We start from the raw sequence: 17,214 nt of genomic DNA, 5'->3' as shown, positions 1-17,214 counted from the left end.
ACCTTTGAAGGCTTTTGGAATAGAGATTTGGTAGGTGTGTGAATGGAATCGAGGCGGGTCGCTCCGAAGAACGCCCGCCTCTCATTTCGTCTGTTGATTAACCGTTGAACGCTTCAGCAAAGAAGCCATCCAGCGAGTCGATATCGGGGTCTGAAGAATCGACCAGAACGGTGGCAATGTCTTCTTCTTCCTCGTCGGAAAGGCTGGCCCAGTAATCTGCGAGGCTCATGCCAACCGACTCATTCTCACCGTCACGAGGAGCTCCTGCAACTCGCACATCGGTCATCCCGACAGTTTGGTTCGAAGAGGTCTGCGTAACCGATGAACTCCAAGCAGCCCGAGCTGCTCCCTCGAGTCCGATTCCAACCATCATCGAGCCAGATCCTTCTCCTTCACCTTCGCCAGATTGATTGCTGCGAGCGTTGATAAAGTTGATGACTTCTAGCACGTCAAGCGGCGAGATGAAGTTGTCGCCATTGACGTCTCGATAAGGAGGTGGAGCTTCCAGTCCAGCAACCGGAATGCTCGAAGCACCCGCAAAGTTGAGGAAGTTGACGATGATCAACACATCCAGAGGCGAAACGCTTCCGTCTGCATTAACATCCAAACGATTCGACTGATTTTGATGAAGCGGTGGTGGAGGATTGCCGATGGTGATCGTCACGGTACCTCGCGATCCCACTGCACCGAACTGATCGACTCCTTCGTATTCAAAGGTATCGGTCGAGCCGACGCTGATCGTGTTGTTCGATCGGTAGGTGAACGTGCCATCTGGATTGAACGAAAGGGTTCCAAACGCAGGCTGGCGCGTTACCCTCGCGGTAAACGCGTTGCCTTCGGGATCACGATCGTTCGCTAAGACACCATCGTCGTTCCGCGAAGATGTCAAATTGCCAGTTGGATCGGTTGTGGTAAACGGAGCCCCACGCGGAACCGTGTAGCTGTCGTTGACCGCTCGTGGACCATCGTTCGTAGCCGCTACGACCAGATCGAAACTATCGCTGATCGTATTGCCAGCCAAGTCGGTGGCACGAACCGTGACCGTTGCGATACCAGACGCATCCGGCAGCAATACCAAGCTCAAGCTTCCATTGATGATCGTTGCCGACACCAAGTCGGTGTTGTTGACATCGACGGTGAAGGAAAGTTGATCGCCATTGAGCAAGGAATCTGGATCAAAGAAGTAGGTCGGCGACAGTGTGATCGGCGAAATCGCTTGATCCTCACTGACATTCAAATTCGGCAGTGGTGTCGCCAAACGTGGAGCATCTCCCACTGGATTGACTACGATGTTCAACGTATTGGTGACCAATGCTCCTGACAGGTCGCGTGCTTCAACGACGACCGTTGCATTGCCATTCGCATCAGCGAGCGGCCGGACAAACATGGTGTTTCCAACGAAGTTGATTTGCACCAAGTTGTTGTTCGTGTTGCTAACGATCCGATACTGAACCTCGTCGCCGTTGGGCAACACGTCCGGATCGAAGAAGTACTGCGTCAAGTTCAACGAGACTTCTGGATCGTCTTCGTTCAACGTCAAAGTGCCCATCGGTGCAACGACACGAGGAGCATCATTCACTGCCGACACAGTAACCGTGACCGTTCCTCGCGAGGTTTGCGGATCCAACACCCCTTCGCTCGTTCCATTGTCGGTCACCAAGTAGAAGAACGTGTCGGTTCCGTTGAAGTCCGGTCGCGGGGTATATCGCACCACACCATTTTCGAAAACAACCGTTCCCCCTTGGGTGCTCACTGGTTCGACGCCCGTGAACGTCAGCGTTTGGCCTGCCTCACCGGCGGTGTCCCCATTGGTGAAGAAAGCGATGTTATTGGAGTATTGGGTGTCCTCATCGATCACCACCGACTTTGGCACCGTCACCGGTGGATCGTTCTTATCGCGGACCGTGATGGTCGCTGTGCGCGTTACCGATCTTGGATCCGCCAGCGTACCAGTCACTCCATCATCGGTGATGGTGAAGGTGAACGTGTCGATTCCTGCAAAGTTCAATGGTGGGGTGTAGGTCAATACACCGCCGACAACCGACAACGATCCATTTTGTGCTGAAACGTTATTCGGCACGGACAATCGCAACGTTTGGGCCGACTCGTTGGCAGGACCAGCAACCGCACCCGACAACGTAACGACTTCACCGGTTGTCAATCGCAACGGTTGGTCTTCGTTGATGGTTCGCGAGAAATCAGCCGCCAAGGGAGTGTCGTTCACGGGTCGAACGTTGATCGTGACCGTTGTGTCTGTGGTCGCTTCAATGATCTCCCCAAGACCCGCATCAATGGTCACGAACGATCGATAGACAAACGTATCGGTACCAAAAAAATCGGGGTTCGGGACATAGGTAAACAAGCCGTTGCTACCCAGAGTGAAAGGAACCGAGGAATGCTGCGGTCCCGAAATCAATCGTCCCGAGATGACTCGGCCATCGGCGCTGGTATCGTTCGCGAGAACTCCATCATCGACGACAAATCCAGGTGTCAATTGACCATTGGCATCGATGGTCACCAACCCACCGACTTGGTCCTCATCCATGGTGTAGACGTCGCTGTTTCCAACGGGTGGTACACCGGGAATGATGCGGACCAAATAGTCTTCGACTTCTCCATCCAAAGCCAATCCTGTCGGCAAGTGATTTCCTGCAGAAGAGGTTCGGAAGCGAGCGTACGAATTGATGCCCGACGCTGGGATGGGTGATGTCGCTGGAACTCGAATTTGGAACGTCTGGGTCAGATTGGTTCCGCTGAATTCGACGTTGCGTACGATGTGCTCACCTGGATCATCCCAATCGCCGTCGCCATTGAAATCGATCCAGCCATCGACAAAGCCGTTGGTGGTCAACGTAATGGTGACGCCGGTGTCGATATTGTGATTGAAAATCGGGCGAGCCAAGTTCTGGAATTGGAATCCGACGCCGTCATCCCCTGCATCCCCGTCGGAGAGCGGCGAGCTGCGTCCATCCAATTCCGAATCGATGTTGACTCCCAATCGCAATGCGGTCGCATTAGAAACGTGCCGAGCCCCGTCAAACGCGAGCAGCGTTGGATAACGACCTGGTGTGGTCGTGATTGGATCCGGTGCATCACCAAAATCGAGCAGAGTACCCGGCATCAAGATCGTGAACTGTGTCTCGTTGTTGATGCGGTTGCTTCGCAGGAAGTTGCCGGCGTTGTCCTGAATGCCTCGGAGATAGAAGTTCGCAACATCGGTGCTGATGTTGACCGCTTCCTCAACAAACAAAGTCGAACCGCCGCGCACTTTCGCGAACAAGTTGGTTCGACCATCCGCATTGGCTTGGTTGATGGCTCGAACAATTGCGTCTCGCATGTCGGTAGCCGAGAACGAGAGGTCTTGTACAAAGCTGACCGGTACCGCCCCACCAGGCACTCCCGAGATCTGCAGCGATGGAGCATTGTCGATATTGGTCGTATACCGAGCGTTGTCCAACAACTTAAGACCGTTGGGGGTGATCTGTGTCTGCAGACCTAAGATCGAGGACTCGATCGCGGCCTTCATCGCTGCGAAAACGTCGGCTCGAGAACTTTGGTTGTTGTACCGAATCGGGGTGTTTGCGGGATTTCGCCCGTTCCCGATGCTGAGATTCTCAAACTCGAACGATACAGCAACCGTTCCGTTGTTAACGATGAAAACATCTCCGTCGGACACGTTTCCTCGCGACAAGGTAATTCCGGAATCACCTACGTTCACCGAATTATTCGGCAGCAAGCCCACATCGATCCTACCACCCCCTGCGTCGCGTGGGTTAATACCCAGGCCGGCGTTCGCAATGATTGGAAGAATGGTGGTGACGAGATCCGCAGCGGTTGAAGCCGCTCCGTAGCGAATCACGATGTTACCGGGCAAAGATGGGCCGCTGAAGTTGCTATCGAACTCGAACACGACCGATCGATTGTTCGCCGAAATCGTGAAGGTGGAGTTGTCGGCAATATCGACACCACCACGGGTAGGAATCTGAAGCAGCAACGTGCCGAAGATGTCCAAAGTGGTGTTGTCTTGAATACCTGGTCGGCCGAAAAGTCCAACCGTCGGAGCATTGGTGACCGAGATCGAATAAGCTTCCGTACCGCCAATGAAGATATTCCCGTCTCCAACATGACGCGGCTGCAATCCGATATTGGCGTCCCGAATCGCGAGCGCCAACTTCGTCCCAATGTCACTTTGCGTGTCCGCACCGGTGATCAAGACAGGTAGATTACCTGGCTGAATATTTCCGTCGAATGTGAACTCAAAGACGCTCGTTTCAACGCTCGTTCCCAAATCTCGAGTGATGGTGATGGATTGACCATCGACCAGCGACCGTGCCACACCCACTCTCTTTAAGTTGGTGTTGACGACATCGATTCGGCCCGCGATCGGAAGCGACAAATGGACCTTGTCCGAATCGACGATCGTTGCGTTGACTCCCAATCCAGAGCCATCCAATGCAAGCTTCAAGGCAGCAGATACATCGCTAGGCGTACTCGCTGCGGAGATGTCGATGCGGACATTTCCCGGTGCTGTATTGCGATCGCTATCGAACTCGAAAATCAAACTGGTTCGACCATCGGAAACTCCGAAGGTTTGACCGTCCGTTATTCCACCAGGCCTGGTTCCCAAGGCAGGTACCAAGAGAGCCAATGTGGAATTGGGTTGAGGCAATGCGGGGGTGTCGGTAGTGTCGACATAGCCTCCCAATGGTGCGCCGATGAACACGTCATCGTTATCCAACACCCGGACACTAATCGTCGGGATCGTCGACAAGGCTGCAACGATCGCATCTGCAATGTTACGCTTGGTCGACAAGGACGAGAACGGAATGCGAGTATTGCCTGCGATGGAGTTGTTGTTCGAGTCAAACTCGAAGACATAACTCTGATTCCGATCATTCACAATGAAGGAATCTCCATCTCCAATACCACCCGCTCCACCGCCTGCGATCGGAACTTGCAGCTGGATGCCTTGGGGCACTTGCAATCGGAATCCGCTGTCGTACTCAAAGTAAACCGTTCCACCCAGCGTGTCGCGAATGGTGAAGGTATCACCATCGTCGACGATATCGCCCGAGGAGGCATCGATAACAAATCGATCCTTATTGTTCAGACTGATATCGTAGACGCGATCGTTTCGCCAAATACCAGCCAAAGGCTTGAGAACGATTTCGTTCGTCGTCGAGTTGTAGGCGAATGCGTAATCGATTCCCTCCACGAGCAGACGTCCGTTTTCAGTCAACGTGATCACCGAACCTGGAAGGCGATTTCCACCTTCTCGGCCGATCACAGAGTCATCGTTGATTCCGGTGCCAGCTTGCAGATTTGCGGTTTCGAAACCATCCTTCAGTTGGATTCGGAATTCTCGATAGACGCCATCTTGCAGTCGCATCACCGACAACGTGTTGTCGATGTCGATGCCTTGCGCGTCGTTATCGATCGGTGTCAGAGCAACCGCGGTTGGGCCCACAAAGTCCGCTCGGTCGAGCGCACCGCGGTCCTTGAAGACGTTACCGCCCAAGCCGCTTGGTGGTGAAACTGCAGGGTCGTCGGCACGAAGCTGACCGCTGTGGTCTCGATCCGGAGCAAGCACCGGCGAAGGGGATATTCCGACAGCGCTCTTCACGGCTCGGAACGCTTCTCGCTCAGGGAGCGAATCGACCGAACTGTCGATCACTGGGGACCCTGGTGCCGGCAGGAACCGACCCCCTGGGGCATCCACAAAAGCCCTTACGTTGTTCGGGATTGTCGTGTTGAAGTCGAGCGACGTGTTGGGAACGTTGATCGGTCCCGTTTCGACACCCACATTCAACGCGGCCAGCGACTCCGCCGTTTCCCAATATTGCGAAATCGTTCCCGATACAATCGTCGGAGAAGGTCGAACGGGGGAATTTGGACCTGACCCGAATCTACCATTCGTCATGCTGGTGACCGGTCGACCGTTTTGCTGAGCCAAGAACCCGTTGATCAACCTCGCTTCTTCTTGAACGATCGGGGTTTGAATGTTGACAAACGCGTTGTTAAGCAGCGTCGGAGACGCTCCGCCTGTTACCAGGATCCCCGTCTCAGAAATGATCTGATTGAGGTTGTTGTTCGCATCGAAATCCGGATCGACTTTGATATTTCCGTTGCTACGAATCGTCGAAGCATTTCGAATCACGACGTACTTCTCAGTCGTTCCGTTCCCTTGGGAGGTCGGGCCGGCTGATCCCGAATTCGAACGGTCGGTACCCAATCCAATCGACGAGTGCGTTGGAGAGACGTCAAACGGCGATTCGTCGTTGTTCCATCCCGGATAGATCGCCAGCCCCGCTTGAACTTGAGCCCCTCGGATATTCCCCGAGTTCACACCTACATCCCCATGTCCTGCTGGGATGCGAGAGTTAGGTTGGAAGCCGTTGATACCCCCAACAGCCACCGCCGAAACGGGAGCCAGAGGATTGGCAGAACCAAAGTCACCGTTCGGGAGCTGTTGGGTATTAAACATACCTGCTGCATTGACGGCGCCCGCAATCGCCCGAGCGACGTCGGGAACTCGATAATCGGCACCGATGAACACGGGAATATTCCCCGCCGAGACGGCACCCGTTCGAGTGAACTCGAAGGTGCGAGAACGGGAACCCGTCGTACCAAAATCGGCAACTTGGTCGATCGTAAATGTCTCGCCATCGGCATACGCGCTCGGATCATCGACGCTGATGACAAACTGCTGCGCCTTGAGAACTTGCAGCGTCATCGTGTAATCGCCACTTGTTCCACCACGCTGACGTCCTGCCAACGACAAGGGATCGTAGGTCGAATTGCCTGCTGCGGAGATTGCTGCGTAGTAAACGCCCGGCACCGTCGCGGTAAAGTCGACATACGGATCGCGCCCTACACTGGTATCGCCAGGTCCGAGGCCGAAGTCATTGGTGGTGGGATCGATCAACCCACGCACATTCATGGCTCGCCCCTGCGCATCGAAAATCTTGATGGTTGCGTCGAGGCTCGCGGTATCGAGCGTATCCACGTCGATCAGAACGCGTTCACCGATTCCCAACGTGAATTTGAACAAATCCACATCGGACGAACCCGTTGACAATGGGTCTGGATTGAGGGTCGCGTTGACGGTGTAGCTAGTTGGGTTGGTCGCGATACCTTGCCAAGTTTCGATTGCACCAGCGATCGTGTCGTTGGCGGTCGTATCCGTCGTGCTCGCATTGAAAGGAGCCCGACCATCGTTTCCGAAGACGGTGTTGTTCACCGCACGCACGAACGGTGAGGCGGTGAACTCACCCACTTGTTGGATGGAAAGCGGGCCATTGCCACCGAAGACGCTGCGATTGGTGATCGCCTGCGGTCCCTTCACATAGATCGATGCGGATCCCGTGGTCGGCGCTGCCACCCAAGTCCGAATGTTATGCGTGGTGAGATTCGTGACCAGCGCACTGCCGTTGATCGCATCTCGAATCGCTTTGACCACTTCGTCGTCCGCGTAACCCGATACCCCATTACCGGGTCGCAAGTAGGCTTGGCCACCATCTTCGCGATAGTAAATAGGAATGTTGTCTTGGAACCAACCGTTTCCTTGGACTACGCCGCTGCCGAAGTTCGGGGCTCCCGTCGGTGCACCGGCCACATCCTCGAATTCGAAGTTCACCTTCTGACGGCCAAAACTGATCGACAGGATATCGCCGTCGTCCACAAACGAACCAGAGTGATCTCCATCCGTGTTGGCGGTTTGAACATCATCCTGACCGCCTGGGAGCGCGGTGATCTGCCACATGGGGGTATCCCCTTGGATATGGAGACCACCCAAACCATTCCCATCGAAAATGTTGTTCGAAACGATCATACCGGGTGTAAGTCCGGCATTCTCGGCTCGCGATCCTGCCCCCACTCCGAATGGAACCAAGTTTTCTTGCGGCAGGTTGCGTGCATACGCTCCCCCCAGTGTCGGGGGCGCTCCGTAAGCCGTCGACAAGGTTGTTCCGTCTGCAAAATATTTGTCCGCAGGCGCCGAGAGAACACCAAAGTCCCTCGCATCGGTCACTCGCGTCGAAGTGACAACGAATTGTCCTTGCTCTCGCGGTACGTTTTGATCGCCAAATTGATTGAAGTTGATGATCGCATTGCCGAACAGCGACGCTCCGCTCACAAACTCGACTTCACCTGACAAGTTGACAATCGTATTGCCGCGGGCCGCGCCGCTGATGATGCCATTGCTATTCGCGGCGGTGATACGAAGCCGACTTTGAGCGAAGGTGGTGTTGATTGCATCGCGAACCGCCACCGCCAATTCTGCCGGCGTCGACGTCGCACTCACGCGGATCGGCGTATTGCCGAAATCGAACTGACCATCGTAGGTGAACTGGAAATTGACGCGCGAGGCACCGTCGCTGAGCGTGAAGACCGCTTTGTCAGGCATTACCATGCCTGGCATGAACATCAACGATGTGCTGAAAGATCCTCGATCGTATCGCTCCTTCGGTGCGTTCGCATTGACTGCATCCGATTTTCGGATTTCGACTTGATACTGCCCCGCACCAGCCCCGCCCGCTGTGAAGGCACGCGAGGAGGTGGTGTTCGTCGCAAACTCGCCGCGCGAGATCATACCGATGACAACGTCGTCCATACGGACATAGCCGGTGCTACCGGTTCCCGTCGCGTTCGCTCCATTGGAATCGTATCGGAAGACCAACTGAACGGATCCCCCCTCAAACCGATCCAAACTGATGCGAGCTTGATCGTATTGCCCCAACGTTCGATTCAACGACACAGGTGCAGCGCCCGGCAAACTGCTTGCGAGCAAGACATCGGGCTGCCCCGCGACACGACCGTAAATCTCGAAGCGATCGTTCGCGTCGTGCGGTACGAAATCGTAGGTCACGTACAAACGAGTCCCGTTGGCTTCGTTGCTGAGGTCCAGGGTATTGGTGACCAAATCCTGAGCCACGTCTCCATCCGAAACAAACTCGAGCTGTCGCGAGCCACTATAGTTCGGATTCGAACCGACAAAGGACGTTTGCCACTGGTTGGTGCCCGGTGCCGCAGGCAATGCAGGGAAGAGATTGGGGATGGAAACCCCCGGTCGATTGTTGAAATCAAACCCTTCGTGTGCAATCCACCGATACGTATCTACCGGCGTATAACGCGGCGTCCAAATACCAAGATAGAAATCGTCAAACTGAACTCCTGTAGGGCCTCCGGTGATTGCACCGTTGGCATCGCGATAAGAAAACTCAAAGACGAACGTAGCGCCGGGATTCGCTGCGAATACCGATGACAGGTCGGCTTCCAAGGTACGCCACAGGTTGTCGCTCGAACCCAATCCGGAGCTGTAGACCGGCGTGCCCGTCGCGGCCGCGTTGTTGTACAAACGCACTTGCAAGTTGCCACCCGGGGCAGTCGGATACCGATACTTCATCGAGAAGTGAACTCGGTCGTTTGCATCCCAGTTTGCTGGGGCGGTGAAGGCCGTGGAGTAGAGTGCATCAGGCGTTACCGCCGTATTCGCTTTCGGATCCCCCGGATTCCAACCGAACACCTGTGTTCCACCGTGACCACCTGCATTCGTGGTCGCTGGCCGCCACTTGTAATCGGGATCGGAACCGAACGATCCGTTCGATCGTGCAACGTCAATGAACGATGGGAAGACAGGGTTCGAAATTCTGGAATTGGAGAACAAGTTCTCAAAACTGTCGTCGAACAACACGGTGTTACGCGACAAAGCTACCGGAGCGCCGCCGTCGCCGCTGATCCCCAAGTCGTAAGTACCGCGAGGCAAAGCAATCGAGCCGATATACGGATCTCGAGAACCTACCGAGCCTCGCGTCAGATCCGCAAATTCGGAGCCCGAAAGAGGACGAACCGGATTTATCAAATCGTCGGCGATGCTGCTGCTCGTTCCGACATAAATGCCGTTGTTCGAGAACAAGTAGGCCGAGGTATTCGGACGATTCAATCCGTCCGCATAATCAACATCGATCGCGATCGGGTAGGTTGTGCCAAAGGATGGTTGAAGGAGATCGGTATCACCCAAAGTGAACCGAATCAAATTCGGCGCACCACCCGTCAACTGACCGGCGACGCTAATCGCACCCGCATCGGTATAGTGGAGATTGCCAACTTCTGTGATTCCGTCATTGCTTCCATCGAACATGTTGACATGCGCTTCCCCCGTCAAAGGCGAATGCGCCGGAAGCCCGGTTGCATGAACCCCGTTGGTGGCGTAGCGAATGTCTGCGTAGCTAACAATCGATCCAGCAAACTCTTGCTGATCTCGCAATCGAACTTGAACGGTGTACGAACCGCTGGTCAAACCAGCAGCCGAATTGTCGATGTTTGTGCTCTTCGAGCGAACTCGGAAGAAATAAGTACTGATAGTTCCGCTGATTCCTGGTAGCAACACTCGGAGCGCCGCGTCCTTGGGATTCGTCGTAAAGTCATCCTTCAACAACCCTGACTCGTTGCGTCGCGAAACAGCATTGTTTCGCTTGACGATGGGATTGACCGACGTGCTATCTACCAGAGACGTTACTTCGATCAACGATGGATTGAGTTGCTCGTCCGTGCTGTTGTCGCTCCGTGCCAGCAGAGCTCCGTTCGCATCGAGAACCTCAATAACGCTATCAAGCGTGTAACTCGTCGCGTCGATATCAAACCAAACTTCCGTTCCTGCCGTTGCAGAGAAACTAAAGATGTCCTGATCGTTCGGCTCGCTGATCACACCTTCCACGACAAAACCAAGAATACGATTCTCGTCGCTCGCTTGCGCATTAGGAGCTAGAACACCCAGGAACTGAGACAGGGTCACGGAATCATTAGTACCCGGAGCGATGGTCGTCGGCGACTCGACCTCCATCACCGTCTGAACATTGCGATCATTGCTGAACGTGTCGAACACCAAACTACGCCAATCACCAGGTCGTGGGACCGTCGCGATTCCGTCATTGTTCGTATCGGTCTGAGGACGTCCATCGGGCTGCGTCCCCGCGCCGACGGTGTCATCTCGCAAACTGGTGAAGACAACAGGGAATCCTGGCTGCCCAATGACTTGGATCGTTCCGCCGACTCGATCGGGAGTGCTGCTGTAGGTCCCCGTCGCTGTGAAACCTGTTCCACGCTCTTTGTCAAAGTTCGAGCCTTGCCCCTCCATCTTGATCACGAGCGACTCATTGATCGCACTTTGCAACCGAAGCCCATTGCTGTGCTCCAAGTTGGAAACGACGACCGAATCGAACAAGACGTGCACAATATCGGTGTCGTCCCAAACGCTCTCCGTCGTAAGATAATTGCGTGGCAAATCTCGAACGGAAAGAACGTTCGTGTCCGTGCTATTGGTCGCGGCATCGGCACGGATTTCCAATCCATTGATACCATTGTTAAAGAGCTTGTTGCCCCGGAACAACGGCCCGCGATTGGCATCGAGAGTGAGATCGCGATCAATCTGCCCGGATTGACGCCCCGAGTCCCCTCGCAACTCCGCGTCCATCGAATTCACGTCGATGGTCATTGCGGTCCCTTGGTTGTTCTGGAAGACGTTGTTCAACAGAACCGGTTGTGTTCCACGGATGAACACAGTTGAGCCGCGGCTCGCATTGTTTCCAAAGGGATAGTTCTCGTTGGCTGGTCTTCCCAATCGATCGATCGGGCCTTGTCCGCCCATGCCGTTGGCGTTTTCTTCGAAGATGGTGTTGGCAATGCGAGCCTCGGCCTGCTGAAGCTCGATTGGGCTGAACGCTTTCAATGTACCTTCGATACGCGACACGCCACCGGCAAAGGCAAATACGGCATTGTCCAGTTGCAGCGTGGAGCCCGGCGAAGCATAGACGCCGCTCCAATCGCGTGGGTTTGCATCGTTGTCCGCATTGCGGCCATTGTTGTTGGTGTCGAAGGTCCCGCCAGCACCGAATCGATCATCCTGCTTGCTGGTGAACACAACTCGACCATCCACGGTCCCTTCTGCCAACAGCTGCGCACTGTGCCCGATCTCGATACGAGTCCCCTCGAGCTTGATCACCATGCCTGGGTCGATCGCCAAGGAAGCATCCAGTCGCGGCCGAACATTGCCAAACGCAAGAACCGATAGAGGAGCCCCCGAGAGACTTCCATTGTCGGTGAAGGTGGTAATCCCTGTCGCTGTGATCTCTCCAGCCAATACAAAAGTCCCAGCACCGCCTGGCGCACTGCGATAAATCCGACGCGTTACGTAGCCTTCTTGCAGAGCCGGTACGTTCGTAAGACGAATCGTTCGGTTTGCCGCGGTGGTGGAAACCGTTGCGGTGGCATTGGAAGCGAGGCTTTCACGACCGGCGGCATCCACCATCACTACGCGATACGTGTAAGTGGTCGACGCATTGAGATTGCCCGCTGGCAACGTCGAAAGTCCTACACCCGAGACATTCGGGCGGTCGCGCAGCAAGGTTGCGGCACTATCGGCAGGCTGCTGCCCTCGATCCAAGAACGTTGTGGTGCCCCCATCCAGTTCGGCGACCAATCGATAGGAACCACTCCCCGAACTGTCGCTTCGGTAAATACGCCGTGTGACATACTCGCCACTCACTCCCGGAATGCCGAAGACGCTCACGGCGGATTGCCCAGGGGCCACGATCACGCTCTGAGTCGGATCCGAGGGCGGGGTTTCGTACCCATACCGATCCACAAACGTAATCTTGTAGTTATAAGTACCGGGCAGCAACACGCCTCCAGTACGAGCCTGGAGCGAGACCAAATTCGACGAGACCAAGGTTGCGTCGAGCAATCCTGCCCCCGGACGACCTTGGATCAAAATATTTTCTGCAATGACGTGCGTCACATCGGTATCGTCGAATCGACCTGGCACCGTCAGTTGCTTCAGTTCCCCACCCGCCGGCGTCGAAACCTTGATAAACATCCCATTGATCGAGTTGTTGACCAAGATGTTATTGTGGATATCAGGACCAACCCGATCGTAGTCCGGAGTGAACGAGCCTTTGCGCTGGTAAATCGGCTCGCTAAACAGAGTCTCTTGGAAGCTGTCCGGAGTCGCGCTCAATGCCGCGTCCGCCCCACTCGTAATGCGATTGTAGGAAATGGTCGGACGCATATCCGCGATCTGAATCGAATTAACAACTTGTTGCACCGAATCGATCACAACCGAACTAGAACCACCATATCGAATGTCGGCATGGTTCACATACTGAAGGAAGATTCCTTCATCTTCGAGATCGAATCGCCCTGCGGCTTTGTCCAAATCCCGCTTGAACAGCAACCCACCCCAATTTCCTGGCGCAGGAGACGTGGTGGGAGTGTAGTTGTCCAAACCGATGGATTCGTCGAGCCACGAGGTAAAGAAAACACTTCCCGGTGCCGTCGAGCCATTACTGAGCTTGATCGCATTCCCTGCATTGTCGAGCAAGACAGGTGCCCCCAGTACCTGCAACGCACCGCCGCTGCGGTCCACGCCCAGGGTCGAGCTTCCGACCCCGATGCGGGATCGGTTCGACTTGAAGATGGCCCCGGCATCCACCATGACGGTGACGCCCCGAGGCACATCCATTGTCGGTCCGTCCGATAGGATCGAACCAGCCAACAATCCAAATCCAATTTCGTAAGCGACGTTGTCGTTGACCGTTTCCAACCGACCGTCGTTACCACCGTTCCCAACGATCCGGACAATGTCCCCAGGGAACGTTGCTCCAAACGCATTGGGAACGCCGATGCCAGCGATGTTATTGAATGGCTTTGCCAAGGATCCATCGGCGCTCGGTCCAGCCGACTTGTCGACGAAAATCGTTTTGCCGAGAACGTCGATTACGGTGAGGTCCGGCGAGAGTTGCAGGTTCCGTTCTCCCTGCAATGTCACTGTCCCACCTACCGCCGAAGCGGTAATGCCAAGCTCTCCTCGCGATTGAATCGCAGCGACAACTGCAGCCGCTAAATCAGCCTCCGAGCTGGAGTTGGAATAGACGATTCGCGTGTTCCCTGTCCCAACCGTTGCATCGGAGCTGAACTCAAAGCGGCGCACTACGCCATTGCTTCCGGTCAAGGTTATCAACCTGCCTTCCAAGGCAGGAGAGCCCCCAGCATTGAAATTGAACGATCGATTAAGTTGACGGGTTTCAAACCAGAAGTTGTACACACCGCCAGGTGTCCCATCTGCGTCCCCATCGAGCGCGACCGAAAGGCCATTCGCATCCGCAATGTCTTGAATGGAATCCGCCGAATCCGTCTGAGCTCGGAAACTCAATCGCAAGTCATACTTGCCCTGCGTCCGCCCGCCGGTACCCGTTCCTGGAATCACAGGGTCATAGCTGTCGTTACCCGACGCAGACACTCCGATGTAATAAACACCCGAGTCCAAATTCAATCGAATCAGCGAATCGTCGCTGAAGTAGTTATCGTTTTGCGCGATCAAGTCCACGCGCCCACCCTTCAAGGTGATCGGCGAATAGGTGATGTCGCGATTGCCCAGCAACGTCGAAACGCTACCGGCCAACAATTCCACCTTCACCAAACTTCTCGCGGCAGGATCGTTGTCCAACGCAGAGATGAAGTCCCCCAAGGTCGACTCGCTTCCCACGGTCGAATTCAAATCGATGGCGATGGCGTTCGGGAAAACTTGCACCAACGGCGATGCCCCGACACCGCGAGGACTTCGGGTTACGAAGACTTGAAGATTGTTCCCCAACTTGCCCGACTGAACCGCCGTGAACTTCACTTGGACCGACTGACCCAGATTCAAGGTGGACAATGCGGACGCCTGCACTTCTTTGTAAAGCGCCAGCCGCGTGTCCAAGTTGCTGCTGCTCGCCGCTCGCTCTGCAAATGTCTCGGCAACAAACACGCCCGTTCTCGAAGCTCCATTCGGCCCAAAGTCGATGTCGAATCGATACAGATCGATGTCGCTACCTTCAGGTCGATGAATGTATTGCCCGTGAAGAATGTCCTGATTGCCTGGGAAGATCGGCTCAAAGTTGCGATTGGATCCAGCCGGGGGAAACGTGATGAAATCGGTGTCGAAATTCATCAGATTGGAAGCATCCAAATTACCCGCATTGGATAACCCAAGCATCAGACCGACGCTCGCGGCAACCGAACGAGTGAAATCCTCGGCGTAGTTATCTTCCCACGCGTTGCTCGCAGAAAAAACCGCCAGAGAGTTTTGATACGCAGGGTCGATTCGGACGGCAAAAGAAGGCCCTTGGCGAACCTGCATGCCAAAACCCGATGCCGCTGCCAACTCGCCCAATGCAAAGGTCAATCCGCTGTTCGCTGTCTCCACAAACTGAACACCGAGTTGATTGCTCCACAAGGACAATGCCTCGCGAACACGTTCCTTCTGCTTCTCGGTGATCGCGTTGGTAACAGGACTACCGTTTACTGTTCCATAATTAGAACGGAAATTGTAGAAGAGGGTGCGAATGCCAGGAAAATCATCGCCGCCAAACGAAGGATTGATATGGTTCTCGAATGCCTCCGGAACAACTCGCTGCCCCGGGTCGTTTGCCGCCCCGATCAAATCGAGCAAATGGGTCTCTGCGTCGATCGTCGAAGTCATCAACAAACTGGTCATCGGAACAGCCGACGAGCCGATCGTGCCCAAATTGGTCGAGGTCTGGAATGTGCTTCCCATCCCAACCAACGTCGCAGAATAATTGATCGGACGATTGCCGACGACGAAGCTTCCGTTGGAACCTGGCTCCAACGAAGTTCGGATTAAAGAAGCCGCTGCGGATGCCTCCAATGCCTCGATGACCTGAGTCACCGTCGCCGTGGCTGATCTTAAGTCAACCGTGACCACATTGCCTGCAACAGAGACGGTTGGAAGTCCACCGGCATTGCTATTGGTGAATCGAACGGTCGTTCCCGATCCAGCCTCTCCCAACTGCCGCGCCGTAAATCGGACTTTGGCGGCACCGTTGGAGTTCATGTCGATAATAGCGGTAGCTGCCCCTTCGTTGGCGACGGGTGCCATGGGCGCCGACTCGCGCGTTCCGATCCGCAAACGGAACGAACTGGCTGGAGCGAATGGACCGGCCAATCGATCGATGTCGTCATTGAATTTGAGAGTTGCCGTGTTCGCCGAGGCGTTATACCGAACGGACACCGGCAGGAACGATGCGAGATCATCGGTGTTGCGAACCGTGTCCGCCGTATAGATCAATTGATAGAACTCGGGGTTCTCAACGCTTCGCTGAGTTGGATTTCCTGCGCCGTCATTTTCCACCAACAGCTTATCGTTGTCGAAGTACACCACGACCGTATCGCGCAACTGCTCCAACTGTCCTGACGCGTTCCGAACGACAGGTTGCGGCACCACGCCGGTGATCTTCGCTCCAAGATCCAATCGGAAGTCAATCGTGTCCTGGCGAGTATTCGCAATAGACGGAACAAAGAATTCACCGTCGGTGTTGCGCAATCCTCGAATCCCTTGACCGGGATCGTCAAAGCCAAAGATCTCGAGACGGTAGACGTCGTCTGGCAGGTTCTCTGCGAAACGGAGCGTTACCTCGTTCTCGTTCGGACGATCCCCAATCACCACCGCCCCTGGCTGAATGATGACATCATTGTTGGTACGCATGACGATTGGCGAATACGACGCCGCAGGCGCGCTGCCAAGACGAGTCGACGCCAAGCCACCATTGACCTTCGCACTCATTCGTGGCGACACGACCGATGAAGCATTGATCGCATCCACCAACCCCTGTGCCGTCACAAGAGCCGTCGGATTCGAATTCAAAACAATGCTGACGACGTTCCCACTGACACTGAAGCTCGGACCGACCGATGGCCCCAAATTCGATGCAGTGACCTGTATCGTCAAGACGTCCGACGCGTTGCGACTGGTGAACTGCAAGTCGACGGCCCCAACCGTCCCGAAGTCACTGGAAACCGATGGCAGCGAGAAGGAACCATCGCCGCCAGCGCGGGAAACACGTATCCCACCGACTGTCGCTGCGTCGATAATCTGTGCATCGTCAAAACGGAACGTCAACTCTTTCGGCGCAATCTGCCGAATGACTCCGTTCTCGATCAAGTCGCTATTGTTCGGCTGTACACCGATCAATCGTGGCCCCACTGCCATCAATTGCCGCGACTCGAGAGTCTCGATCAGACTCTTGCGGAACGCAAAGCGCTTGCCCTGCTTGGCTTGACTCGATTCATGCTCGCGCGAAGCATTGCCTTGGGCTTGCGAAGAATCGTTTTGGGGGGCTTGGGAAGAGAACTTGTTGCGAAGCCGGCGGATGGTCATCA

1 protein-coding gene is annotated in these 17,214 nt (G+C 55.1%); it reads right to left on the bottom strand.

What is annotated here, in order from left to right:
- Positions 1-97 precede the first annotated feature (97 nt).
- Positions 98-17,044, bottom strand: a complete 16,947-nt coding sequence (locus VN12_RS21890) for a tandem-95 repeat protein (protein WP_409994287.1) — start codon at positions 17,042-17,044, stop codon at positions 98-100.
- Positions 17,045-17,214 lie beyond the last annotated feature (170 nt).

The sequence above is a fragment of the Pirellula sp. SH-Sr6A genome (assembly GCF_001610875.1).
In the GTDB taxonomy this organism is placed as follows: domain Bacteria; phylum Planctomycetota; class Planctomycetia; order Pirellulales; family Pirellulaceae; genus JBKCUI01.
This window is presented reverse-complemented; position numbering and strand designations above follow the sequence as displayed.